The sequence below is a fragment of the Enhydrobacter sp. genome (genome assembly GCF_030246845.1).
Lineage (GTDB): Bacteria > Pseudomonadota > Alphaproteobacteria > Reyranellales > Reyranellaceae > Reyranella.
On the sequence record NZ_CP126889.1, the window covers coordinates 3,142,991 to 3,166,034 of the forward strand.

Annotated in this window: 22 protein-coding genes and 1 pseudogene; 16 read left to right on the forward strand and 7 right to left on the reverse strand. The window is 66.9% G+C overall.

The genetic code is table 11. The features are described from left to right. Positions 1 to 20: 20 nt before the first annotated feature. From puuE to OJF58_RS15770, 3 genes and pseudogenes are all read left to right on the forward strand, one after another. On the forward strand, positions 21 to 929 hold the full coding sequence (puuE, locus tag OJF58_RS15750; RefSeq protein WP_300778648.1) for an allantoinase PuuE: 909 nt from the start codon (positions 21 to 23) through the stop codon (positions 927 to 929). Between the two features lie 29 nt (positions 930 to 958). Further along, positions 959 to 2,514 (forward strand): annotated as a pseudogene (locus OJF58_RS27165) (AMP-binding protein). Positions 2,515 to 2,682: 168 nt separating this feature from the next. Further along, positions 2,683 to 3,069, forward strand: a complete 387-nt coding sequence (locus OJF58_RS15770; protein WP_300778650.1) for a hypothetical protein — start codon at positions 2,683 to 2,685, stop codon at positions 3,067 to 3,069. Between the two features lie 28 nt (positions 3,070 to 3,097). On the opposite strand, the gene OJF58_RS15775 is transcribed toward OJF58_RS15770, so the two are convergent. Both OJF58_RS15775 and OJF58_RS15780 read right to left on the reverse strand, forming a co-directional pair. Beyond that, positions 3,098 to 4,237: an amidohydrolase family protein gene (locus OJF58_RS15775; RefSeq protein WP_300778651.1), complete on the reverse strand. Its 1,140-nt coding sequence runs from the start codon at positions 4,235 to 4,237 to the stop codon at positions 3,098 to 3,100. Between the two features lie 180 nt (positions 4,238 to 4,417). Beyond that, positions 4,418 to 5,257, reverse strand: a complete 840-nt coding sequence (locus OJF58_RS15780; RefSeq protein ID WP_300778653.1) for a DMT family transporter — start codon at positions 5,255 to 5,257, stop codon at positions 4,418 to 4,420. A 79-nt stretch (positions 5,258 to 5,336) separates the two neighbouring features. On the opposite strand from OJF58_RS15780, the gene OJF58_RS15785 reads away from it, so the two are divergent. Further along, on the forward strand, positions 5,337 to 7,103 hold the full coding sequence (locus tag OJF58_RS15785; protein ID WP_300778654.1) for an NAD(P)/FAD-dependent oxidoreductase: 1,767 nt from the start codon (positions 5,337 to 5,339) through the stop codon (positions 7,101 to 7,103). Between the two features lie 14 nt (positions 7,104 to 7,117). After that, the gene (locus OJF58_RS15790; protein WP_300778656.1) at positions 7,118 to 7,570 is read left to right on the forward strand and encodes a CHRD domain-containing protein; all 453 of its coding nucleotides are present in this window, start codon (positions 7,118 to 7,120) and stop codon (positions 7,568 to 7,570) included. A gap of 93 nt (positions 7,571 to 7,663) precedes the next feature. Here OJF58_RS15790 and OJF58_RS15795 read toward each other — a convergent pair whose 3' ends face one another. The 5 genes from OJF58_RS15795 to gpt form a co-directional block, all read right to left on the reverse strand. Next, a complete protein-coding gene (locus OJF58_RS15795; RefSeq protein ID WP_300778657.1) occupies positions 7,664 to 8,494 on the reverse strand; it encodes an amidohydrolase family protein in 831 nt (276 codons plus the stop codon). A 9-nt stretch (positions 8,495 to 8,503) separates the two neighbouring features. Beyond that, positions 8,504 to 9,529 carry an aldo/keto reductase gene (locus OJF58_RS15800; RefSeq protein WP_300778658.1) on the reverse strand — a complete coding sequence of 342 codons (1,026 nt, stop codon included), beginning with the start codon at positions 9,527 to 9,529 and terminating at the stop codon, positions 8,504 to 8,506. Continuing rightward, positions 9,526 to 10,410: a TauD/TfdA family dioxygenase gene (locus OJF58_RS15805; RefSeq protein WP_300778659.1), complete on the reverse strand. Its 885-nt coding sequence runs from the start codon at positions 10,408 to 10,410 to the stop codon at positions 9,526 to 9,528. Before OJF58_RS15805 ends, OJF58_RS15800 begins: the two co-directional genes overlap by 4 nt. A 79-nt stretch (positions 10,411 to 10,489) precedes the next feature. Beyond that, positions 10,490 to 12,526 carry a bifunctional aldolase/short-chain dehydrogenase gene (locus OJF58_RS15810; protein WP_300778660.1) on the reverse strand — a complete coding sequence of 679 codons (2,037 nt, stop codon included), beginning with the start codon at positions 12,524 to 12,526 and terminating at the stop codon, positions 10,490 to 10,492. A gap of 65 nt (positions 12,527 to 12,591) precedes the next feature. After that, the gene (gene gpt / locus OJF58_RS15815) at positions 12,592 to 13,092 is read right to left on the reverse strand and encodes a xanthine phosphoribosyltransferase (RefSeq protein WP_300778662.1); all 501 of its coding nucleotides are present in this window, start codon (positions 13,090 to 13,092) and stop codon (positions 12,592 to 12,594) included. 125 nt (positions 13,093 to 13,217) lie between these two features. Here gpt and OJF58_RS15820 point away from each other — a divergent pair, with 125 nt between their 5' ends. The 11 genes from OJF58_RS15820 to tatC all read left to right on the forward strand — a co-directional run bounded on the left by OJF58_RS15820 (position 13,218) and on the right by tatC (position 23,043). After that, entirely contained in the window at positions 13,218 to 13,973 is a 756-nt protein-coding gene (locus tag OJF58_RS15820) for a TerC family protein (RefSeq protein ID WP_300778663.1), read from the forward strand. A 55-nt stretch (positions 13,974 to 14,028) separates the two neighbouring features. Next, positions 14,029 to 14,661, forward strand: a complete 633-nt coding sequence (locus OJF58_RS15825) for a YjbE family putative metal transport protein (RefSeq protein WP_300778664.1) — start codon at positions 14,029 to 14,031, stop codon at positions 14,659 to 14,661. 21 nt (positions 14,662 to 14,682) lie between these two features. Further along, positions 14,683 to 15,882 (forward strand): deoxyguanosinetriphosphate triphosphohydrolase, encoded by a 1,200-nt coding sequence (locus OJF58_RS15830; RefSeq protein WP_300778665.1) that lies wholly within the window; start codon positions 14,683 to 14,685, stop codon positions 15,880 to 15,882. A gap of 56 nt (positions 15,883 to 15,938) precedes the next feature. Continuing rightward, positions 15,939 to 17,681: an arginine--tRNA ligase gene (argS, locus tag OJF58_RS15835; RefSeq protein ID WP_300778667.1), complete on the forward strand. Its 1,743-nt coding sequence runs from the start codon at positions 15,939 to 15,941 to the stop codon at positions 17,679 to 17,681. A 77-nt stretch (positions 17,682 to 17,758) separates the two neighbouring features. Next, positions 17,759 to 18,637 (forward strand): SPOR domain-containing protein, encoded by an 879-nt coding sequence (locus OJF58_RS15840; RefSeq protein WP_300778669.1) that lies wholly within the window; start codon positions 17,759 to 17,761, stop codon positions 18,635 to 18,637. 49 nt (positions 18,638 to 18,686) lie between these two features. Beyond that, the gene (gene nagZ / locus OJF58_RS15845; protein WP_300778670.1) at positions 18,687 to 19,715 is read left to right on the forward strand and encodes a beta-N-acetylhexosaminidase; all 1,029 of its coding nucleotides are present in this window, start codon (positions 18,687 to 18,689) and stop codon (positions 19,713 to 19,715) included. 53 nt (positions 19,716 to 19,768) lie between these two features. Beyond that, positions 19,769 to 20,587 (forward strand): ScpA family protein, encoded by an 819-nt coding sequence (locus OJF58_RS15850; protein ID WP_300778671.1) that lies wholly within the window; start codon positions 19,769 to 19,771, stop codon positions 20,585 to 20,587. A 58-nt stretch (positions 20,588 to 20,645) separates the two neighbouring features. Further along, complete coding sequence (scpB, locus tag OJF58_RS15855) at positions 20,646 to 21,281, forward strand: SMC-Scp complex subunit ScpB (RefSeq protein WP_300778672.1); 636 nt, start codon at positions 20,646 to 20,648, stop codon at positions 21,279 to 21,281. 129 nt (positions 21,282 to 21,410) lie between these two features. Further along, the gene (locus tag OJF58_RS15860; RefSeq protein WP_300778673.1) at positions 21,411 to 21,665 is read left to right on the forward strand and encodes a twin-arginine translocase TatA/TatE family subunit; all 255 of its coding nucleotides are present in this window, start codon (positions 21,411 to 21,413) and stop codon (positions 21,663 to 21,665) included. A gap of 29 nt (positions 21,666 to 21,694) precedes the next feature. Next, positions 21,695 to 22,192, forward strand: coding sequence for a Sec-independent protein translocase protein TatB (gene tatB / locus OJF58_RS15865; RefSeq protein ID WP_300778674.1), 498 nt, complete (start codon positions 21,695 to 21,697; stop codon positions 22,190 to 22,192). 107 nt (positions 22,193 to 22,299) lie between these two features. Next, a complete protein-coding gene (tatC, locus tag OJF58_RS15870; RefSeq protein WP_300778675.1) occupies positions 22,300 to 23,043 on the forward strand; it encodes a twin-arginine translocase subunit TatC in 744 nt (247 codons plus the stop codon). The last annotated feature ends 1 nt before the right edge of the window (position 23,044 follow it).

A 23,044-nucleotide genomic window follows, 5' to 3' on the forward strand; every position in this document is an offset into this window, starting at 1 on the left:
CTGCGGAGGCTTGGGGCGCCATGCACAATCACCTCGATCGCAACCTGGTCGGCTACGGCGCCCATCCGCCAGACCCGCAATGGCCCGGCGAGGCGCGCATCGCCGTAAGCTTCGTGCTGAACTACGAGGAGGGTGGAGAGAACACGATCCTGAACGGCGATGCCGGATCCGAGATCTATCTCACCGAAACGCCGGGCGGCGTGCCGCTGCAGGGCGCGCGCGATCTCTCGACCGAGTCGATCTACGAGTACGGCAGCCGCGCCGGCTTCTGGCGCATCCTGCGGCTCTTCGCCGAGCGCAATATGCGCTTCACCTCGTGGGCCGTGGGCCGTGCGCTGGAGCTGAATCCCGTCGCCGGCAAGGCGATGGCCGAGGCCGGGCACGAGGTGGCGAGCCACGGCTGGCGCTGGATCAACTACAAGGACTTCGCGCTCGAGCAGGAGCTCGATCACATCAGGAAGGCCGTGAAGGCGATCAAGGAGACAGCCGGCAAGCCACCGGTCGGCTGGTATACCGGCCGCTTCGGCATGAACACGCTCAAGGCCGTCGTGCAGCATGGCGGTTTCCTCTATTCGAGCGATTCCTACAACGACGACCTGCCCTATTGGGTGCGCGTTGACGGCACGCCGCACCTGGTCATTCCCTACACGCTCGAGGTGAACGACATGAAGTTCGCCGTGGCGCCGGGCTTCACCCAAGGCGACGGCTGGCTACAGGCGATGAAGGATGCCTTCGATGTGCTTTATGCCGAGGGCGCACGCTCGCCGAAGATGATGTCGGTCGGTCTTCACTGCCGCCTCGCCGGTCGGCCGAGCCGCGCCGCCACCCTGGCGCGCTTTCTCGATTATGTCGGCGCCAAACCCAAGGTCTGGGTCGCAACGCGCGAGGAGATCGCCCGCCACTGGATGACGGTGCATCCGGCACCCTGAGCTGATCGGTATCGCACGGGAGGAACGACATGAATGCCGCGATTACCGAGGCGCCCACCGGCACGACGCTGGTGCTGCGGGCACTCGCGCGTTTCCCGGAACGCATGGCCTTCGCCTGGGATGGCGGCAGCCTCACCTATCGCGGCGCCCTGTCGATGATCGGTCGCTTGCAGGCGGCAATGGCAGCCGTCGGATTGCGCAAGGGCGAGACGGTCGCGTTCCTGAGCGCCAACAGCGCCGAGGCGTGGTGCGCCGGAACGGCGGCGCAGGGGCTGGGCGTCGTCAGCACGTGGCTGCATCCGCTGGCGTCGCTCGGCGACCATCTCGAAGTGATCGAGGACGCAGAGGCGAGCGCGCTGATCGTCGATCCGGCCACGCATGGCCAGCGCGGCGGCGAGCTCGCCGCGCGGGCGGCCGATCGCCTGAAGCAGGTGCTTACGTTGGGGCCGACCGATTTCGGCCGCGACCTGCGCGACGCGGCGGCTCGCGTCGGCGAGTCGAGGCCGGTCGATCTCGCGACGGCCGACGACTATGCGGTGATCAGCTACACCGGCGGCACGACCGGCCGGTCGAAAGGCGCCATTCGTCGCCACCGCTCGGCCCGCCGCCATGACGCTGGCGGTGGCTGCGGATTTCGAGTTGCCCGAAACGCCGCGTTATCTCGCGGCTGCGCCGATCACGCATGTCGCCGGCACGAAGGTGCTGCCCACGCTGCTCAAGGGCGGCACGGTCCATCTGATGAGGGGCTTCGATCCCGAGCGCTTCCTCGTCACGCTGGAGCGCGAAAGGATCAACTTCACGCTGCTGGTGCCGACCATGATCTACGTGCTGCTCGATCATCCGGCGCTCGACCGCACCGATCTCTCCTCGCTCGAGCTCGTTCTCTACGGCGCCTCGCCGATGTCGCCGACGCGGCTGGTCGAGGGGCTGGAGCGGCTCGGCCCGGTGTTCAGCCAGCTCTATGGGCAGACCGAATGCTATCCGGTGAGCGTGCTGCGCAGGCGCGATCACGACGCCCGACGTCCCGAGCTGTTCTCCTCCTGCGGCTTCCCCGTCGCCTCCTGTGCCGTGAGTCTGCGCGGCGAGGACAACGAGGAGGTAACGTCCGGCGAGCCGGGCGAGATCTGCGTGCGCGCGCCGCACGCGATGGAGCAATATTGGAAGCGGCCCGAGCAGACAGCGGAGACCTTCAAGGGCGGCTGGCTGCACACCGGCGACATCGCGCGCGCCGACGAGCGAGGCTACATCTATATCGTCGACCGCAAGAAGGACATGATCGTCTCCGGCGGCTTCAACATCTATCCGCGCGAAGTCGAGGATGTCCTGTCGTCGCGCCGTCGCCGCCGTGATCGGCGTGCCGCACGAGAAATGGGGCGAGGCGGTCGCGGCGCTGATCGTCGCCAGGGCCGGAGCACAGCCCTCGCGCGAAGCGCTGATGCAACTGGTGAAGGAGCGCAAGGGCAGCACACACGCACCCAAGCAGATCGAGATCGTGGACAATCTGCCGCTCACGGCCGTGGGCAAGGTCGACAAGAAAGTCCTGCGCGCCAGATACTGGGCCGGAAAGTTTCGTCAGGTGGGATGAATCGATCCCCAGATCGAGGGTTTACGCCGGACCGATTCCTGTGGGAAAAGGCGGTGCGTGAGACCTGCCTGCTATCCTCTGTTGCTGGTGCTGCTCGCAATCGCCGGCTGTACCAAGCCCTCTCCCCCCCGTACCGCTCTCTCAACCGAGGCACGCGCGGACATGCGCATGCGCGACGTCGAGGAGCGCAAGGACGAGATGTTGCGCGAGCTCTCGATGTGCGAGAGCGGCGGCGTCGGCGATTCGGCGCAACCGATCTACGGTGGCCGCGGTGCATTCGTCGGCCGCTTCCAGTTCACGCCGCGCACGGTGATCAACTACGTCCAGCAAATGGATGGCCGCATCCTGTCGGTCAAGGAGGCGGTCGCGCTGGCGCACGACTACCGGCGGGCAGCCGCGCTGGCGAAGTTCGTGATCTTCGAGAAGGACGGCGTCTGGAACTGGCCGCTGTGCAGCCGCAAGCTCGGCCTGGTCCAGCAGGTCGCCGACATCAAGTCCTTCGCCTCCGAGACAATGGCCGCGCAATCCGCCATCGCCCAGAGCGCCGCTTTCTAGCATCGAGACTTGTCGGCGGGCTGGCCCGCTAGTTGGCCAGTCGATAAAGCTTCATCGCGTTGTCGCGGGTGATCTTGCGGCGCGCCTGCGGCGTGATCGCCGAAAGCTCGCGATCGAGAAATTCCTGCGAGTCGGGCCAGATGCCGTCGGGATGCGGATAGTCCGAGCCCCACATGACATTGTCCTCGCCCAGGAGGTCGAGCAGTCGGATGCCGACAGGATCGGTCTGGTAGGTGGCATAGAACTGGCGGTGCCAGTATTCGGACGGCTTCATCTTGAGGTCGAGATCCTTGAACTGGTCCTCCCATTCGAGGTCCATGTGCTGCAGCACGTAGGGGATCCAGCCGAGCCCGGCCTCGCCGATCACGATCTTGAGGTTGGGATAGCGCTCGGGCGCGCCGCTGAAGATCAGCGAGATCAGCATATAGCTCATATGCATCTGGAAGCTGGTGATGTGCCAGGCGTGGACCCGCCGCTTCACGAACTCCGGCATCTTCGAGACGTCGGGCGAGCGTCCGCCGATCGTGTGGAAGTGGATCGGAATGCCGGTCTCGTGCGCCACCTGCCACAGCGGCTCCCAGAACGGATCCCAGAGCGGCGTCATGTCGGGTTTGTTGGCGACGTCGAAGCCGCGCACGCCGCGCTTGGCATTGCGGCGCATCTCGGCGGTCGCGACCGCCATGTCGTGGTTGGGAATGTTGGCCAGCCCGATCAGCCGGTCGGGCGCCGCGCGACAGAAATCGTGCAGCCAGTCGTTGTAGATGCGCAGCACCTCGGTCGAGGCCTCGGGATCGTTGAGCCGGCCGCTCGCGCCCAGGATGCCGTACAGTACCTCGGCCTGCACGCCGTCGCGGTCCTGATCCCCGAGTCGCAGCCCGGGCTCGGTGAGCCGACGGATGCCCTTCTTGCCGTCGTCATAGAGGCCGGTGGAAGCCATGCGGTCCGAGCGATGGATCACGCCCGGCACATATTCGCGTCCGGCCGAGCCCATGCCGTTCACCAGACCGAACTTGGCGCCCTTTGCACTCGTCCATTCGGGCCCCTTGGGGCCGTCCACGACGTAGGGCATGCGCTCCTTCATCGCGGCGGAGGCGTTCCTGGTGAAGAGGTCGGGCGGCAGCCAGATCAGGTCGACATGGCCGTCGGCGGAGATGACGTCGTACTTCATGGGCGCGTTCCTCCTCGCGTGATCTTCTCCCTGCTCGTCGTCGGCCGACAAGCGGCCAAATCCGCAGATCGAAGCCGGCGCCGGCCCGGGTCCGCCGGTCGGGCCGGAAGATCGCGGCAATCTATAGCCTAGTACAAGTGGCGACCTTATCCTGGTATAGCTGTCACCAGCTCTTGCACCTCAGCGTCGCCGCAGGATGACGAGGGCGATGCCGCCCAGGATCGCGACCGACGCGATCAGCAGGCGCGGCGAGAGTGGTTCGGCCAGCAGCAGGACTCCGCCGAGGGCTGCCAGTGCCGGCACGCTGAGCTGGACGGTTGCGGCCGACGCCGCCTTGAAGGCGGGCAGGGCGGCATACCAGAACACGTAGCCCAGGCCCGAAGTGATGGCGCCCGAAGCGACGGCATAGAGGATGCCGGTGGCGTCGAAGCTCGCCTGCGCCGTCGTCGCAAGGCTCAGCGCGATGGTGAACGGCACTGCGCGCAGGAAATTCCCCGCGGTTCCCGCCACCGGGTCGGTCACGCCGCGCCCGAGCAGGGAATAGACGCCCCAGGCGGCGCCGGCTGCGAGCATGAAGGCCGCGCCCATCAGCGGCGGCGCGGCGATGCCGGGCAGCAGCAGCCCGACGAGACCGGCGACGGCAACCGACAATCCCAGCCATTGCAGGCCCTGCAGGCGCTCGCCGGTCGCAAGGCCGTAACCCAACATCGTGATCTGGACCGCGCCGAACAGCAGCAAGGCGCCGGTCGCCGCGGTGAGCTGCCGATAGGCGAAGGAGAAGGTGACGGCGTAGGCGAAGAGCATCGCGGCGGCGGGCCACGTTCCTGCGGTCCACGGTCTGGCGCCACGGCCGGCCATGAGGATGGCCAGCATCACGGCGCCCGAAACCAGGCGGATCGAGGTGAAGCTTGCCGCATCGATCGTCGTGTCGCGCAGGGCGAGGCGGCAAAGGAGCGAGTTGCCGGCAAAGGCCAGCATGGCGAGGACGGTGAGCGAGGCGATGCGAAGCGGCTGCTGCATGCAACGCCTGTCCTATCACGGATCGGAACGGACATCCCGCACGGTTGTGGCGGGACTGCCTCCGCGCTAACGGAACGACATGAACATTCAGGAGAAGTCGCTGGCGACGTCGCGCTGGCTCGGGAACTTCGCGGAGGCGCTCGATCGCGGCGACACGGCTGCCGCGGCGGCACTGTTTTCAAAGACGAGCTACTGGCGCGATCTGGTCGCCTTCACTTGGAACATCGTCACCTTCGAAGGCCGGGCCGCGATCGCAGACATGCTGAAGGCGCGGCTGGCGGACGTCCAGCCGCGTTCGTTCGTCGTCGACAGCGGTGACGGCTGGTTCAGCTTCGAGACCGAGGTGGGGCGCGGCCGCGGTCACCTTCGTCTGAAGGACGGCAAGGCCTGGACCTTCTTCACTGCTCTCACGGAGCTGAAAGGGTTCGAGGAGAAGACCGGTCTCACGCGCGAGATGGGTACGGAACATGGCGCCATCCGCGACCGCGTGACCTGGACCGACCGGCGCAACGCCGATGCCGGGCTCGGCCTCTCGCATCAGCCGTTCGTGCTGATCGTCGGCGGCGGCCAGGGCGGCATGGGCCTCGGTGCGCGCCTGAAGCGTCTCGGCGTGCCGGCGCTGATCGTAGATCGCCATCCGCGGCCGGGCGACGCCTGGCGCAAGCGCTACAAGTCGCTCTGCCTGCACGATCCGGTCTGGTACGACCACCTGCCGTACCTGCCCTTTCCCGAGCACTGGCCGGTCTACACGCCCAAGGACAAGATGGGCGACTGGCTCGAGGCCTATACCAGGATCATGGAGCTCGATTACTGGAGCTCGGCGATGTGCAAGCGCGCCGCATGGGACGAGGCGAAGCGGCAGTGGGCGGTCGAGGTCGAGCGCGAGGGTCGCCCGGTCACGCTGCGGCCCAGACACCTCGTGCTGGCGACCGGCATGTCGGGCTTTCCGGAAGTTCCGCGCTTTCGCGGCGCCGAGCGCTTCAAGGGCGTGCAGCACCATTCCAGCCAGCATGCTGGCGGCGAGGGCTGGGGCGGCAAACGATGCGTTGTCGTGGGTTCGAACAATTCGGCGCACGACATCGCGGCCGATCTGTGGGAGCACGGCGCCCAAGTCACCATGTTGCAGAGATCGCCGACTCTCGTGGCGCGCTCCGAGACGCTCGCGCGCATCGGCCGTCCGCTCTATTCGGAAGAAGCAGTCCGCGCGGGCGTCACCACGGAGCTGGCGGACTTCACGGCGGCGTCCTGGCCGTACGCGCTGCAGCCCGAGGCTGCGCGGCCGGTGACGGCGCAGATGAAGAAGGACGATGCCGAGTTCTACGCCAGGCTCCAGGCCGCCGGCTTCATGCTCACCTTCGGCGAGGACGAATCAGGCATCGGGCAGATGTATATGCGCCGCGGCGCGGGCTACTACATCGACGTCGGCGCTTCCGACCTGATCGCCGACGGCCAGATCAAGCTGCGTTCCGGTGTCGAGATCGACCATCTCACCGAGACGGCCGTCGTGCTGAAGGATGGCAGCGAGCTTCCGGCCGACCTCGTGGTCTACGCCACGGGCTACGGCTCCATGAACCAGTGGGCGGCGGCGCTGATCTCGCGGGAGGTGGCGGACAAGGTCGGCAAGTGCTGGGGGCTGGGCTCCGGCACAGCCAAGGATCCGGGACCGTGGGAAGGCGAGCTGCGCAACATGTGGAAGCCCACGGCGCAGCAAGGGCTGTGGTTCCACGGCGGCAACCTTGCGCAGTCGCGGCACTACTCGCGCTTCCTTGCCTTGCAGCTCAAGGCGCGGCTGGAAGGACTCGCGACGCCCGTCTACGGTCGGATGCCTGTGCACCATCGCGTCTAGCGTCGAGAGGTCTCATGAAGCATCCCGCCGTCCGCCTGCTGCTCGCCGCGGCCTTGCTTCTGCTGGGGGGCTGCATGTCCTATGTGAGCGAGCCTCGCGGTTCGAACATCGAGCTCGGCGCCACGCTCAGCGGCGCCAGCGAGGCGCCGTCCAACGCCAGCACGGCCGGCGGCTATCTCACGGCGCAGTATTCGACGGTCACGCATATCCTGAAATGGCGACTGGTCGTGAACGGTCTCAGCACGCCGATCACGCGCGCCGCCTTCCACGGGCCCGACGCGATGGGGACGGAGCGCGCCATCGTGCCACTCAATCTGCCGTTCGACGGAACGACGCATGTCGGCGGCGCTACCCTCACCGAACAGCAGGCGACGGACCTGCTGGCCGGCCGCTGGTACATCGACGTGCAGACCGAGAAGTTCCCCGACGGGGAGATCCGCGGGCAGGTGTTGAAGACGACGCGTTAAAGGCGAGATGTCATCCCGAGCGCAGGGAGGGATCTTTAATCGGTATCGCGAAAGATCCCTCGCTGCGTTCGGGATGACACAGCGTTCATAACTTCAATCGTCGAACCTGTAGTCCCAGCCGATCCACTTGCAGAGGCCGCGGCCCATGACCTTCTCGAGATCGGAGCCTCTGAGCCAGGGCAGCTCCTCGGTGAACAGGGTCACGCACTGGCGGTAGCTGCAGGGCATGCGGGTGATGTCGGTGCCCCAGAAGAACCGGTCGGGCCCGAAGGCGTCGAAGATGCGGTGCAGCCCGTCGTGAAGGTTGCGGAACGGATAGGGCTGCGTCGAGTAGCCCGGTGCGCCCGTCGCCTTGATCGCGACGTTGGGGAGCCCGGCAAGCGGCAACAGCCCGTCGAGATTGCCGAACGCCGCTTCGTCCTTCTCCAGGCGCAAGAGGCCGCAATGGTCGATGATCAGTTTGAGTCCGGGATGCGCCTCGGCGATCTTGCGGAACTGCGGCAGGAAGAGCCCGCCCATCATGGCCACCGGCAGGCCCGCCTTCTCCGCCGCCGGCCAGATCCAGTCGAGCTTGCCCTCATGCAGCAGCCGCTGCTCTTCGGGGTAGAGCAGCGCCCAGCGCAGCCCCTTCATGCCCGGTTGCCGGCGCCAGCCCGCCATGAGCTTCTCGTTGGCGGGATTGTCGGGTGGAAACTGGCCCATCACGGCGAAGCGATCGGGATATTTCTTCGCTGCCGCGATGGCGAGGCTGCTCGAATCGGGATCCCAGCTCGAGGGTGGATGGATCAACGCCGCATCGACGCCGGCTTCATCCATCTCGTTCAAAAGCTCTTCGGCCGTGAACTTCGAAACTTTTCGATGCGCGCCCGTCGGCGGCTTGATGGTCTGGCCCCAGATATGGACCTGCGCGTCGATGATATTCATGGCCTTTCCTCAGTTCGGTGTCGGCGCGTCGGCCTCGAGGAGCTTCTCATGCTTGAGCTCGCCCCAGAGATCGGCCGGTATCCTGACCTTCATGCGCTCGACGTTCTGGGTCACCTCGCGGGCGCTGAGCGCGCCGGGAATCACCGAGCACAGCGCCGGATGGAAGAGCGGGAACTGCAGCGCTGCAGCGCCGAGCGCAACGCCGTGCCGCTTGCAGATCGCCTCGATTCTCCGGGCTTTCTCGATCAGAGCCGCGGGCGCCGGCGCGTAGTCGTGGGTGGCGCCGGGCCCGACGCCGCCGGTCAGGATCCCGGAATTGTAGGGCCCACCCAGGATCACCGAGACTCCGCGGTTCACGCATTCGGGCAGGAACTCGTGCAGCGCGCCCTGCTCAAGAAGCGTGTAGCGGCCCGCCAGCAGCATGCAATCGAAGTCGCCCGCCTGGATGAAGCGCAGGCTGGTGTCGGCCTCGTTGATGCCGACGCCGATCGCCCCGATGACACTCGCCTTGCGCAACTCGTCGAGCGCCCGGAAGCCCGACCCCATCACCGTCCGGAAGCGATGATCGAGAATCTCGCGGTCCTTTATGGTCCAGAAGTCGACATCGTGCACCAGCGCGATATCGATCCTCGAAAGCCCCAGTCGCAGATGGGACTGCTCCAGCGAGCGCATCACGCCGTCGTAGGTGTAGTCGAACTCGGGCACGAAGCCCGGCAGGCCGTTTTCCCGGAAATCGGCCGGCAGTTGCTCGCCGGGCCGCCGCGCGTGCATCACGCGCCCGATCTTGGTCGAGAGCACATAGTCGCCGCGCGGCTTCTCGCGCAACGCCGCGCCCATGCGCAACTCGCTGCGGCCGTAGCCGTAGAAGGGCGAAGTGTCGAAGTAGCGCACGCCCGCGGCATAGGCCTCGTCGACCAGCTCCACCGCCTCCCTGTCGCCGATGGTGGCGCGAAAGCCGCCCATCGGCGCGCCGCCCAAGCCGAGCGTCGTGACCTCCAGCTGGGTCTTGCCGACCTGGCGCGTGGCGAGCGTCATGCCGCCTCCTGCTCGGCCGTCGGGCCGTCGCTGCGCGTCGTCGTGCGGCGCATGTCGCGAACCACATGCAGATCGTCGAAACGGCGGACACGGTGCATGGTCGTGCGGTTGTCCCAGATCACGAGGTCGAACTGCGTCCAGCGGTGCGCATAGACGAACTCGCGCTGCGTGGCGTGCTCGATCAGGTCGCGGATGAACGCCATGGCCTCGGGCCTCGGCCAGCCGACGATGGTCCCGATATGCGAGGCGAGGAACAGCGACTTGCGACCGGTGACAGGATGCTTTCGCACCAGACGCTGGCGCACGGGCTTCATGGCCACCCGCTCGTCGGGCAGGAACTCCGTGAAGCCGAGCTGCCCGCGCGAGTAGATCAGCGAATGCTCGCAGACGAGATCCTCGACCTCGGACTTGGTCCTCTCGTCGAGGGCATCGTAGGCCGCGCGCATGTCGGCGAACTCGGTGTTGCCGCCTTCGACGGCGACGACCCGGCCGCTCAGGATCGAGTACCGGGCCGGCACCGCCCGAAACGACGCGTCGGAGTGCCAGAGGCGGTTGGCGAGGGCAGCCATGCGCTTCTTGTTGTCGCGAGGAGCGATATGGCCTTGCTTGTCGAGATTGGAGACGTCGGCGAATACGACCGGCAGGCGCAGCTCCGAGTCGCGCGCCCCGGAGTTTGCGCCTTCCTCGAGAGGTCCGAAATTGCGGGAGAACGCGAGCTGCTGCTCGTCGGTGATGTCCTGGCCGGGCAGCACGAGCACGGCGTATTTGTCCATCGCCGCCTCGATCGCCCCGACTTCGGCGGACGTAAGCGGTCGGCGCACATCGATCCCGGTCATGCGCGCGCCGATATGAGGCGTCAGCGGATGGAGCTCAATCGACATCTTCCTCCTCGTCGCCGCGGGCCATTGGCCGGCGCTCGATATCCATGATGCGCCAGGGGAGTGGGCCGCGCCTATGATTCTAACGCAACGCAGCCGCGATGTTGCCGCCGTCGACGGTGATCACCGCGCCGGTCGTCTTGGTGGCCTTGGCGAGGGCGACGAAGGCCTGCGCCACATCGTCGGCCGTCACTTCGAGGCCGAGCAGGTTGCCGCCCATGTAGTCGGCCTCGCTGACCCCGCGTGCCCTGGAGCGCCGGGCGATCATCTCGTCGGTGAGCAGGCCGGAGCGGATGCGGTCGGCGTTGACCGCATTGGAGCGGATGCCGTCGGCGCCATGGTCGAGAGCATACTGGCGACTCAGGAACAGCGTCGCCGCCTTGGGCAGCCCGTAGGGGCCGAAGTCGGGGCCCGGATTCACCGCCTGCTTGGACGTATTGAAGAGCAGACAGCCACCCAGGCCCTGCGCCTTCATGATGCGCACGGCGTTCTGCGCCACGCTCTGGTGGGCCCAGAAATTGAGCTCGAAGCTCTGGCGCAAGATCGCCTCGTCGACCTCGCCGATCTTGCCCTGCCAGGCGGCACCCGCGTTGGAGACGACGATGTCGATGCCGCCGTAGGTCGCCGCTACCTTGTCGAAGGCCGCCCGCACCTCGAGGGGCTTGGTCACGTCGCAGGCGATGGCGACGCCTTTGGCCGTCGAGATGTCGCGGTCGAGCACGACCACCTCGGCGCCCTCGCGCGCAAAGGCCTGCGCGGTGGCGGCGCCGATGCCCGAGGCGCCGCCGGTGACGACCACAATGCGGCGTGCCAGCGGCTTCTCCGCTGCCGCGCCGAGCTTGGCCTGCTCCAGCGACCAGTACTCGATATCGAAGATGTCCGGCTCGGGAATGCTCTCGTAACGGCCCAGCCGCTCGGCGTCGGCGATCACCTCGACCGTGGTCTCCGCCAAGTCCGCCGCGATCCTGGCGTCCCTGGAGCTGTTGCCGATACCGAACAGGCCGAGGCCGGGCACCAGTACGACGCGCGGAACGGGATCGAGCTCCGTCTTGGGCGGCGCCTGTCGGGCATTGTGACGCGCGAAGTAGCCGCGGTAGTCGGCGATGTACTTGTCGAGCGCCTTCCGCGCCCCGGCCCTGAAGATATCCAGCTTTCCGGCCTCGGGCGGCGGCACGACCAGCGGGGTAGGCTTGGTGCGGATCGCATGATCGGGCGTCACCGGACCCTGCTGGCTGTAGCGCGCGATGTCCTTGCCGTTGACGAAAGCAAGAATCTCCGGACTGGTGCGGAACTCGAACACGAAGCGCCGGGCGGCTTCTCGTCCACCGGCTTGCGCGGGAATCGAGAGCAGGCCGCGCAGGATCGGCGCCACGTCCGCCGCCGTGGCCGGTCCTGCCGGAAGCGATGCCGCCGGGAAGATCCTGCGCCTGGCGTCGGCGAACCGCTGCTCGGCCAAGGTCACCAGGTCGATCATGCGCACATAAGCCTCTTGGGCCGTGGCGCCCATGGTGAAGATGCCGTGCTTCAGCAGGATCAATCCCTCGGCATCGGGATTCGCCCGGCTCACCTCGGCCGCCTTCTTGGCGAGCGCGAAGCCCGGCATGATGTAGGGCACCAGCGCGGCGCGCTTGCCGAAGACGTCGGCCGCGAGCGCCGCGCCATCCGGCTGGTCGGTCAGCGCCAATACGGCGTTCGAGTGCGTGTGATCGATGAACTTGTGCGGCAAGAAGGCATGCAGCAGCGTTTCCACCGAAGGGTTCGGCGACTTGCTGTCGAGAAGGTTGCAGCGCTGGACGTTCACCATCTCCTCGTCGCTGAGCGCCGGCAGCCCGATCAGGGCGCCGAGCGGGGCGAGACGCACGGCGGGCAGCCCGGGCGCCTCGATCGTGCCCATGTCCCAGCCGCTGCCCTTAACGCACAGCACCTCGACGGGTGCGCCGGTGAGATCGGTGACGGTCGTCTTGACCGAAGTATTGCCGCCGCCATGCAGCACCAGGCGGGGTTCGCCGCCGAGCAGCCGCGTGGTGTAGACGCGCAGCGCCAAATCCTCGCCAATGCCCTTTGCCGCGTGATGCGCGACCGCCGCCTTGGCATCGCTGTGGGACCAGAGATTCTTCATGGCAGTAGACTACCACGCACGCGGCGCCGAGCCGAAGGTGCCGCAATGTTCGCGCTGCGTGATCGCTACTGGCCCGCCTTCATCTCGACGATGGTCTTGGCCATCACCGCTTCCTGGTCCCAGGGGAACAGGATCCAGGTGTCCTGGCTGACCTCGGTGATGTAGCTGTCGACCTCCGGCCGGCCGGCAGGCTTGGCGTAGACCGTCGCGAAATGGGCCTCCGGCAGGAGCGCACGCACGGCGCGGGCCGTCACCCCTGTATCGACCAGGTCATCCACGATCAGCCATCCCTTGCCCTTGTCGTCGGCGGCCGTCGTCCCCTTCAGGACCTCGACCCGGGCGCCGCGTTCCATGCGGTCGTAGGTCGAGCAGCACACCGTGTCGATCAGGCGCAGGTTGAGCTCGCGGGCGATGATGGCCGCCGGCACCAGACCGCCGCGCGTGACCGCCACCAGCCCCTTGAACGGGCCGAGATCGGCCAGCCGCCACGCGAGCGCCCGGGCATCCCGGTGCAGCTCCGCCCACGACACGGGGAACATCTTATTGTAGCCGCCGGCAATCGCCATGCGATCTCGCTTTCGCGCGCTGCGATAGTCCGCCCCGTGCCGCCGCGCAAGAGGTCCGTGACGCGGCGTTCGGGGTTTACAGGGTCGGTCCGGCCGTTATGGTGCGGCGCCCCCGGAGGAATTGAATGGTCTTCGTAGTACCCGATCTGTCATCGGCCGCGTTCTGGGCCGCGCTATGGGAGATCATCGTCGCGAATATCATTCTGTCGGGCGACAATGCCATGGTGATCGCGATGGCGTGCCACAACCTGTCCGACCGATATCGCAGGCCGGCGATCCTGTTCGGCAGCGCCGGCGCCATCGTGCTGCGCATCGTCTTCTGTGCCGTGATCGGCCTGCTGCTGGCCGTGCCGTATCTCAAGCTGGTGGGAGGCGCGCTCCTGCTGTGGATCGGCGTCAAGCTGCTGCTCGACGAGGAGGAGGAGGCAAAGATCAAGGCGCACGACAATATCTGGGCGGCAATCTGGACGATCATCGTCGCGGATGCGGTGATGAGCCTCGACAATGCGATCGCCATCGCCGCGGCGGCGAAGGGCGATTTCACGCTGATCGCGACCGGCCTGGTCATCTCCATTCCGATCATTGTCTTCGGTGCGACGCTGATCTCCCATGTGCTGGACCGCTTTCCCTGGCTCGGCCTGGTCGGCGCCGCCCTGATCGGCTGGATCGCAGGCGAGGTGATCGCTGGCGAGGGCCGGGTCGATCAGGTCGACGCCACCGGCCAGCTCGTCGAGTTCGTGAGGCCGGTAACCATCGCCGACTGGCTCGATCACACGGTTCCCCATGCGGAGACGATCTGCGCCGCCCTGGGCGCCGGTCTGGTCGTCCTTGTCGGCCTGCTTCTCGCCCGGCTCCATGCCCGTCAGGCCGGGAAGGGCTAAGGCGAATTCTTGAAGTCGAGATCCTCGAGGCAATTTCGGGACGAGCGGAGCGCAGATGGATACTCTGGGGCTACAACTGGACGCCGCCTCGCTGTCGGCCCTCCTGCAGGTCGTTCTGATCGACCTCGTGATGTCGGGGGACAATGCCATCATCATCGGCATGGCGGTGGCGGGCCTCCCGAAGGAGAGCAGGGCCAAGATCATCTTCTGGGGCGTCGCCGGCGCCACCGTGCTGCGCATCGGCTTTGCGCTGATCACCACCCAGCTTCTCGCGATCGTCGGCCTGACGCTGGCCGGCGGCCTGCTGCTGCTGTGGGTCGCGTGGCGAATGTACCGCGAGCTGCGCATGAAGAGCCGCCATGCCGTGGGCGAGCTGCCCGCCGAGAGCGCGCGCGCACAGCCCAAGTCGGCAGGCCAGGCGATGCTGCAGATCATCCTGGCCGACATCTCCATGTCGCTCGACAACGTGCTCGCCGTGGCCGGCGCGGCGCGCGACCACAAGGCGGTGCTGTGGATCGGCCTTGCGCTCTCGGTGGTGCTGATGGCCGTCGCCTCCAACTTCATCGCCCGCATCCTCGACCGCTACCACTGGGTCGCGTGGATCGGCTTCGCCATCGTCGTCTATGTCGCCCTCGACATGATCTGGGCCGGAACGCACGAGGTTGTTGCTGCGACGGGGAAGGCGTAGACAGGCGCCGACGGAGGAATCTTGAGCGAAGGTCGGGCTGACGAGCGATGGCGGTATCAGGCGCGCGCGCCCTATGCGACCTTGCCGTGGGCGAGCCGTGGCCGTCTGCATCCCGAGCCCGAGACGCCGACGCGCAGCCCGTTCCAGCGCGACCGTGATCGGATCATCCATTCCACGGCCTTCCGGCGGTTGAAGCACAAGACCCAGGTGTTCGTCTATCACGAGGGCGATCATTATCGCACGCGCCTCACCCATTCGCTCGAGGTGGCGCAGATCGCGCGCACCATCTGCCGCACGTTGCGTTTCGACGAGGATCTCGGCGAGGCGGTCGCGCTGGCCCACGATCTCGGCCATACGCCATTCGGCCATGCCGGCGAGGAGGCGCTGCACGCGGCGATGAAGCCGTTCGGCGGCTTCGACCACAATGCCCAGACGCTGCGCATCCTGACCAAGCTCGAGGAGCGGTACGCCGAGTTCAACGGTCTCAACCTCACCTGGGAGACGCTGGAAGGCGCGGTGAAGCACAACGGGCCGCTGCTGAAGGACGGTCGTACGCTCGAGGATCTGCCGGCCGCCATCGTCGAGTACTGCCGCGACCACGACCTCGAGCTGGGTGGTCATGCCGGACCCGAGGCCCAGATCGCGGCCCTCTCCGACGACATCGCCTACAACAACCACGACATCGACGACGGCCTGCGCGCCGGCCTGTTCGAGATCGCCGATCTCAGAGATCTGCCGCTGGTGGGCGATATGTTCACTTTGGTGGAGAAGACCTATCCCGGCCTCGCCCCCTCGCGACTGATCCACGAAGCGATACGGCGCATGATCAACGCCATGGTCGAGGATGTGCTGGCCGAGACGCGGCGACGGCTGGCCGAGGCGGGTCCCGGTTCCGTGGCGGACATCCGTGCGCTCGGCCGGCCGGTCGTCGCCTTCTCCGAGTCGATGGCCGCCAACGACCGCATCATCAAGGCATTTCTCTACAAGCGCATGTACGAGCATTGGCATCTGAACCGCTCGCATTCCAAGGCGCGCCGCGTGGTCATGGACCTGTTCGGGCTTCTCTTCGCCGAGCCCAATTGCCTGCCGCCGCCATGGCGCGAACGCGCCGAGGCGGCCGAGCGTGCCGGCCGCGCCCGGGTCGTTGCCGACTACATCGCCGGCATGACCGACCGCTACGCCCTCGACGAGCACAAGCGGCTGTTCGATCTCTATCAGTAGGCCGCTCGGCCAACCGTCGGATGACAAACGGCGCCGATTGAGCAATACCGCGCCCCATGAATCCCTATCGTCAATTCGTCGGCGAGATCGAGGCCGCGCTGCGGGCCATGCAGGCCGCCGGAGAGCTGCCGCAGGCTCTCGATTTCTCCGCCATCACGGCCGAGCCGCCGCGCGATCCGGCGCATGGCGATATCGCCACCAACGCCGCCATGGTGCTGGCCAAGGCAGCCCGCAAGAAACCGCGTGACATTGCCGACGCGCTGCTGCCCCGGTTGAAGGCCAATCCCGACGTGGTCGAAGGGACGGTCGCGGGACCGGGCTTCATCAATCTGCGGCTGCGCGATTCGTTCTGGCGCGAGCGGTTGCGCGATTGCCTCGAGGCTGGCGTCGCCTACGGCGATTCGAGGATGGGCGCCGGTCAGCGGGTCAATGTCGAGTATGTGTCCGCCAACCCCACCGGTCCGCTGCATGTGGCGCACGCGCGCGGCGCCGTGGTGGGCGACGCCCTCGCCAACCTGCTCTTGAAGGCGGGCTACGACGTCACCAAGGAGTACTACATCAACGATGCCGGCGCGCAGGTCGATATTCTCGGTCGCTCCACATACCTTCGTTACAAGGAAGCGCTGGGAGAGGAGATCGGCGCCATTCCGGAGGGGCTCTATCCTGGCGAATATCTGAAGGAGGTCGGGGCGGCGATCGCCGGCCGCGACGGCGCCCGCTGGATCGACAAGCCCGAAACCGACTGGCTGCCGAAGATGCGCGGCTTCGCGATCGATACCCTGATGACCGACATCAGGAACGATCTCGCGGCGCTCGGGGTGCGGATCGACGTCTATTCATCCGAGCGCGCGCTGGTGCAAAGTGGCGCTGTCGATCGCGCCTTCGACGAACTGACGCGGCAGGGGCTGATCTACCAGGGCCGACTCGAGCCGCCCAAGGGCCAGAAGCCGGACGACTGGGAGGACCGCGAGCAGACCCTCTTCCGGGCGACGAAGTTCGGCGACGAGGTCGACCGGCCGCTCAAGAAATCGGACGGCGGCTGGACCTACTTCGCCAACGACATCGCCTATCATCACGACAAGTTCCGCCGCGGCTTCGCCGACATGATCGACGTTTGGGGCGCCGATCACGGTGGTTATGTAAAGCGCATGAAGGCGGCCGTCAGCGCCATCACCGGCGGGCAGGGCAGGCTCGACGTGAAGCTCTGCCAGCTCGTGCGGGTCATGCGAAACGGCGAGCTGGTCCGCATGTCCAAGCGGGCCGGCACATTTGTCACCCTGCGTGACCTGTTGGACGAGGTCGGTCCAGATGTAGTGCGGTTCACCATGCTGACCCGCAAGAACGACGCCCCGTTCGACTTCGATCTGGTCAGGGCCACCGAACAGTCTCGGGAGAATCCCGTCTGGTACGTGCAGTACGGCCATGCCCGCACCCGATCGGTCATGCGGCAAGCGGGCGCGGCCGGCATCGCGACGGGGGGATTGGAAAAAGTGCCGCTCGACCGCCTGGTCGACGAAGGCGAGCTCGGCCTCGTTCGGCTGATCGCGCAATGGCCGCGCCAGGTCGAGGCGGCCGCCGCGGCCCACGAGCCCCACCGCATCGCGTTCTACCTGTACGACCTCGCGGCCGCGTTCCATGCCCATTGGAATCGCGGCCGTGACGAGCCTTCGCTGCGCTTCGTTGTCGAGGGCGATACCGAGCTGACGCGGGCCCGTCTCGCCTTGGTACAGGCTGTGGGATTTGTGATAGGATCGGGTCTAAAGGTCTTCGGCGTCACACCCGTCGAGGAAATGAGATAAGAGCAATGCACATCCGCCGGCCCCCCTCCGGCGACGGACCACGAATCTACCGACCGAACGAGTCGGTTGCGGTACGGTTGGACCCGCCAGCCCGCCCCGTCGCCTATGAACCCGAATCGATTCCGCCACCGCCGCGGGACTCGCTTCTTGCGCGCGTCAACCGTCGGCGCAACCAGATCCTGACCCTGATGGTCTCGACTGCCGCCATCGCGAGCTTCGGCTCGGTGGTCTGGTGGGCGCACAATCAGGACGTGCGTGCCGGCGGCAAGGGCCTCGAGCCGCTGGTGATCCAGCCTCCGGATACGCCGGCCCGGACCAAACCGGAGAACGCCGGCGGCTATGTCCCGCCGGATCAGGACAAGGAAGTCTACAACCGCATTGCGCCCGGCGCGGTGCCGCTCCAGCCCGAAAAGCTGTTGCCCGCGCCGACCGTGCCTCATCTTCCGGCGAACGGCCAGCCGGTGCCGCTGTCGACCAAGCCCGTCGACGGCGATGCCAACGGAGCGGCGCCCAACCAGACTGCTGCCGGAACGGCTACAGCGGGCTCGACGTCGGCCTCCGCGGGCGGCTCGACGCCGCCTTCCGCCGCCACGCCGCCGCCATTGCCGGCCAATCAGCCGACCGTCACCCAGGCGCCCTCGACCACCCCGACGGAGACTGGTCCCACGATCGCCAGCCTGATCGAGAACTTGTCGGGGCCGGGCGGCGGCTGGCGCATCCAGATCGCGTCGGTGAAGACCGAGGATATCGCCAAGTCGACCTGGGCCCGGCTGCAGGCCGCCTATGGCGATGTGCTGGCCAATCTGCGGATGCAGCCCACGCGCGTCGACCTTGGCGACAAGGGCGTATGGTACCGGGTGCAGGCCGGCCCGCTCGACGAGAAGCAGGCGCACAACATCTGCGGCACGCTGCGCAGCCGCCGGGCCGACTGCGTCGTCATCCCGCCGCCGCGGTGAGGCTCTTCCGGGCCGCGCGCTTGCCGCGCGCCAGTCGGCATGAGTCGCCATGAGTCCCCGGGCCGCCATCTTCGGCTGCAGCGGTCTGGACCTCACGTCAGAGGAGCGCGTCTTCTTTCGCGACGCCGATCCGCTGGGCTTCATCCTGTTCGCGCGCAATGTCGACACTCCGCAGCAGGCGCGCCGGCTGGTCGACGAGCTGCGCACCTCGGTCGGCCGCGCCGAGGCGCCGGTCCTGATCGATCAGGAAGGTGGGCGGGTCGCGCGTCTCAAGCCGCCTCATTGGCGCGCGGCCCCGCCGGCGCGTCTCCTGGGCGAGCTCTACGAGCGCGATCCCGAGCGCGGGCTCGAGGCGACCAGGCTGAATTCCCGGTTGCTTGCCGCTGATGTCGCATCGATCGGCTGCGACGTCGACTGCCTGCCGGTGCTCGACATCGCCGTTCCCGAGACCCATGCGGTGATCGGCGACCGCGCCTACGGCTCCGATCCCGGCACGGTCGCCGCGCTGGGCCGCGCGGCCGCCGAGGGGCTGTTGGCCGAAGGCGTGATGCCCATCATCAAGCACATTCCGGGGCACGGCCGGGCAATGGTCGACTCGCATCATGCCTTGCCCACCGTGGACGCACCCCTCGACGTCCTTGAACGCCTGGACTTCCTGCCGTTTTCGCTCCTGTCCGACCTGCCTTGGGCAATGACGGCCCATGTGCTTTACACGGCGGTCGATGCGGAAGCGGCACTGACGGTTTCGGCGCGGGGCGTGCAGAATGTCGTGCGCCGTCACATCGGCTTCGATGGTCTTCTGCTGTCGGACGATCTGTCGATGCAGGCGCTGGGCGGCTCCCTCGGCGACCGGGCGGCGCGCGCCCTCCTGGCCGGTTGCGATATCGCGCTTCACTGCAATGGCCGGATGGACGAGATGCGCGAGATTGCCGACAGGGCCGGGCCGATGACCGCCGCCACGATGCGGCGCTTCGAGGAAGGCCGTCGCTACCTTGCCCGCCATCGCGCACCGCTGGGCGGGGCGGGGCTTGCCGATGCCGGAAAAAGGCTGTCTTCGCTGCTCCCCGGATGGGGATAAGGCCTGCCAAATCCAGTGGCGGCCGCTGCGGCGGCTGGATAAACCGGGGCTGCATGAACGATCCCGTCAGTCCTCCCGCCGCCGACGGCTTTGCCGCCGAGGGGCCCGACGTCATCGCGCCGGGCGAGGGCGAGCTGATCGTCAATCTCGAGGGTTTCGAAGGCCCCCTCGACCTGCTGCTGACGCTGGCGCGCGATCAGAAGGTCGACCTGCGGCGCATCTCCATGGTGGCGCTGGTCGATCAGTACCTGACGCATGTCGCACAGGCCCGCCGGTTGCGGCTGGAACTTGCCGCCGACTATCTCGTGATGGCGGCGTGGCTTGCCTATCTCAAGTCGCGCCTGCTGCTGCCCGAGCCACCTGCCGACGAGGAGCCGTCGGGGCAGGAGATGGCCGACGCGCTGCAATGGCAGTTGCGGCGCCTGGAGGCGATGCAGGAAGCGGGCGTGCGCCTGATGGCGCGGCCTCAGCTCGGCAAGGACGTCTTCCCGCGCGGCCAGCCCGAGGGCGTGGTGGTCGTTCGTCGCGCGGTATGGGACGTGAAGCTGTACGATCTGCTGTCGGCCTATGGCAGCCAGGTGCGGCCGAAGGACGCCGATACCTACCAGATCGAGCCGATGCAGTTCTTCTCGGTGGAGGAAGCGGCGGAGCGTCTGGCCCGGATGCTGGGCATCGCCATCGACTGGCAGACGCTCGAGGCATTCCTGCCGGCCGGCCTTACCGATCCGACGCGCCGACGTTCGGCCATCGCCTCGACCTTCGTGGCCGGCCTGCAACTCGCCAAGGACGGCCAGATCGAGCTTCGCCAGACCGAGCGGTTCGGTCCCATTCAACTGCGCAAACGTAGCGACCGCGGTGACGGCAATGTCTGAGAGTGAAATCCCGAGCGCGACCGACACCACCGACAGCGCCGATCCGAACGTCACCGACGTGGTCTCGCCCGACCACGCGCAGCATCTGCGCCTGCTGGAGGCCCTGATCTTCGCCGGAACGCAGGCGCTGGACGATAAGGAGCTGGCCGAACGCTTGCCGGACGACGCCGACCTGCCGCGCCTTCTGGGCGACCTCGCCGGGCTCTATGCCTCGCGCGGCGTAAATTTGGTGAAGGTGGCGGGCGGCTATGCTTTTCGCACCGCCCCTGATCTCTCCGAAAAGCTCAGGATCGAAAGGCCCGTGACGCGCAAACTGTCGCGGGCCTCGATCGAGACCCTGGCGATCATCGCCTACCATCAGCCCGTCACCCGGACCGAGATCGAGCAGGTGCGCGGCGTGGGACTCAGCAAAGGCACGCTCGATCTCCTGTTCGAGCAGAACTGGATCAGGCCGATGGGCCGTCGGCGCGCGCCGGGCAAGCCGGTGACGTGGGGCACCACGGATTTTTTCCTGGAGCATTTCGGGCTGGCGAGCCTCGACGATCTGCCGGGTCATGAGGAAATGAAGGCCGCCGGCCTCTTGGACCCGCGCGCCCAGCCCCCCATATTCAGACCAGAAGAGCCCGACCTGCCGCTGGAGCCGACCGAGGACGAGGCCGACGAACCGCTGGCAGCGGAACAGCAGGGAAGCTGAGAGGTCGCCGAGAGCGATCGCCAGAGACCTTGGGCCGCAATACGGCCTCATTAGACTTGTTGCCGGGCCTTCCGCGCGGGTGCGATAATCCCTCCCGAGCGATCGCAAACAATTCTGGGAGCTTTTTACATGGGTAGCTTCAGCATCTGGCACTGGTTGATCGTGCTGGCCGTTGTGCTGCTGTTGTTCGGCGGTCGCGGTAAGGTCTCGCAGCTCATGGGCGACTTCGGCAAAGGCCTCCAGGCCTTCAAGAAGGGCGTCGGGGCGCAGGACGAGGCCCAGACCGCGTCCGGCCAGCCGGGCGACGCCGCCAAGCCGATCTCGGCCCAGGCCACGACTTCGCCGCCCGGTCAGGTCCATCAGGATACGGCCGCCAAGGTGTGATCGGGCGAGCCTGATCGCGGCAATTCTCGATGTTCGGTATCGACAGTCCCGAGCTGCTGGTCATCGCGATCGTAGCGCTGGTCGTGATCGGCCCGAAGGAGTTGCCGGGTCTGTTGCGCACTTGGGGGCGGTGGATGGCCCAGATGCGCGGCATGGCGGCGGAGTTCCGCGGCCATGTCGATGAGATGGTGCGCCAGTCGGAACTCGACGAGGTCAAGAAGCAACTTGAATCGGTCCAGGACGGTCTCGACCTGAAGTCGCTCGATCCCAGCCGACAGATCCGCGACGCCATCCAGGACGGTGTGGCCGAGGGCGAGAAGGCGATGACCGACGCCAAGGCGGCGCTGGACAATCCGCTGGCCGAGCCAGAGTCGGCGCCGCAGATCGCTGCAGAGCCCGAGACAACGCCCGTGGCGGCGTCCGCGGAGGCGGCGCCTGCTGTCGAACCCGCGCCTGCGGCGTCCGAGCCGACGCCTATCGAGCAGTCGCCCGTCGAGCACAGGCCCGCCAAGGCGGCGGCCGAATAGGCCAAATCGCCCTTTGAACTGCGAGCCAAAGGGCGGCATAACGCGCCTCCTATCTTGACTGCTCGAACTTGACCCAGGCGCACGACGGACCCGAAGACGACAAACCCATGCCGCTGCTCGATCATCTGATCGAGCTGCGCAAACGGCTGATCTATGCGTTGATCAGCTTCTTCGTCGTGTTCTTCGTCACGTTCTACTTCGCCAAGCCGATCTTCTCGTTCCTGATCGAGCCGGCCAAGCACGAGGGCTACCGCCTGATCGTGCTCGACATCTTCGAGTTCTTCTTCGTCACGGTGAAGCTTTCGGGATTCGTGGCGCTGATCGTGGGCTTTCCCCTGATCGCCACGCAGATCTGGCTGTTCGTCGCGCCCGGTCTCTATCGGCACGAGAAGCGCGCCTTCCTGCCGTTCCTGATCGCCACGCCGTTCATGTTCTACGCCGGCTGCGCGATCATGTACTACGTCGTGCTGCCGTACGTGATCAACTTCATGCTGACGCAGTACGCGCCGCCGGACATCGAAAAGACGCTGCGCTCGTCCGACTATCTCCAGCGCATCCTGCAGCTCGTCTTCGCCTTCGGCTTCGCCTTCGAGATGCCGGTGCTGCTGACATTGCTGATGCGGGTCGGCATCCTGAGCAGCGCGACGCTGAAGTCCAAGCGGCGCTACGCGATCGTCCTTTGCTTCATCGTCGCTGCCGTGCTCGCACCGCCCGACGTCGTGAGCCAGCTCGCCCTGGCGGCACCCCTGCTGGCCTTCTACGAGATCAGCATCCTGCTCGGGGGCTGGATCGAGAAGAAGCGCGAGGAGGAGGACAAGAAAGCCGAGCAGGAAGCGACCGCGGACAGCTGAG

Bases quoted from the DNA above. Each gene is read 5' to 3' on its own strand.
- OJF58_RS15810 (WP_300778660.1), bottom strand. From the start codon at position 12,526: ATGAAGAATCTCTGGTCCCACAGCGATGCCAAGGCGGCGGTCGCGCAT.
- OJF58_RS15820 (WP_300778663.1), top strand. From the start codon at position 13,218: ATGGTCTTCGTAGTACCCGATCTGTCATCGGCCGCGTTCTGGGCCGCG.
- gpt (WP_300778662.1), bottom strand. From the start codon at position 13,092: ATGGCGATTGCCGGCGGCTACAATAAGATGTTCCCCGTGTCGTGGGCG.
- OJF58_RS15790 (WP_300778656.1), top strand. From the start codon at position 7,118: ATGAAGCATCCCGCCGTCCGCCTGCTGCTCGCCGCGGCCTTGCTTCTG.
- OJF58_RS15805 (WP_300778659.1), bottom strand. From the start codon at position 10,410: ATGTCGATTGAGCTCCATCCGCTGACGCCTCATATCGGCGCGCGCATG.
- OJF58_RS15770 (WP_300778650.1), top strand. From the start codon at position 2,683: ATGCGCGACGTCGAGGAGCGCAAGGACGAGATGTTGCGCGAGCTCTCG.
- OJF58_RS15775 (WP_300778651.1), bottom strand. From the start codon at position 4,237: ATGAAGTACGACGTCATCTCCGCCGACGGCCATGTCGACCTGATCTGG.
- nagZ (WP_300778670.1), top strand. From the start codon at position 18,687: ATGAGTCCCCGGGCCGCCATCTTCGGCTGCAGCGGTCTGGACCTCACG.
- OJF58_RS15850 (WP_300778671.1), top strand. From the start codon at position 19,769: ATGAACGATCCCGTCAGTCCTCCCGCCGCCGACGGCTTTGCCGCCGAG.
- OJF58_RS15825 (WP_300778664.1), top strand. From the start codon at position 14,029: ATGGATACTCTGGGGCTACAACTGGACGCCGCCTCGCTGTCGGCCCTC.
- OJF58_RS15785 (WP_300778654.1), top strand. From the start codon at position 5,337: ATGAACATTCAGGAGAAGTCGCTGGCGACGTCGCGCTGGCTCGGGAAC.
- puuE (WP_300778648.1), top strand. From the start codon at position 21: ATGCACAATCACCTCGATCGCAACCTGGTCGGCTACGGCGCCCATCCG.
- tatC (WP_300778675.1), top strand. From the start codon at position 22,300: ATGCCGCTGCTCGATCATCTGATCGAGCTGCGCAAACGGCTGATCTAT.
- OJF58_RS15795 (WP_300778657.1), bottom strand. From the start codon at position 8,494: ATGAATATCATCGACGCGCAGGTCCATATCTGGGGCCAGACCATCAAG.
- argS (WP_300778667.1), top strand. From the start codon at position 15,939: ATGAATCCCTATCGTCAATTCGTCGGCGAGATCGAGGCCGCGCTGCGG.
- tatB (WP_300778674.1), top strand. From the start codon at position 21,695: ATGTTCGGTATCGACAGTCCCGAGCTGCTGGTCATCGCGATCGTAGCG.
- OJF58_RS15780 (WP_300778653.1), bottom strand. From the start codon at position 5,257: ATGCAGCAGCCGCTTCGCATCGCCTCGCTCACCGTCCTCGCCATGCTG.
- OJF58_RS15800 (WP_300778658.1), bottom strand. From the start codon at position 9,529: ATGACGCTCGCCACGCGCCAGGTCGGCAAGACCCAGCTGGAGGTCACG.
- OJF58_RS15860 (WP_300778673.1), top strand. From the start codon at position 21,411: ATGGGTAGCTTCAGCATCTGGCACTGGTTGATCGTGCTGGCCGTTGTG.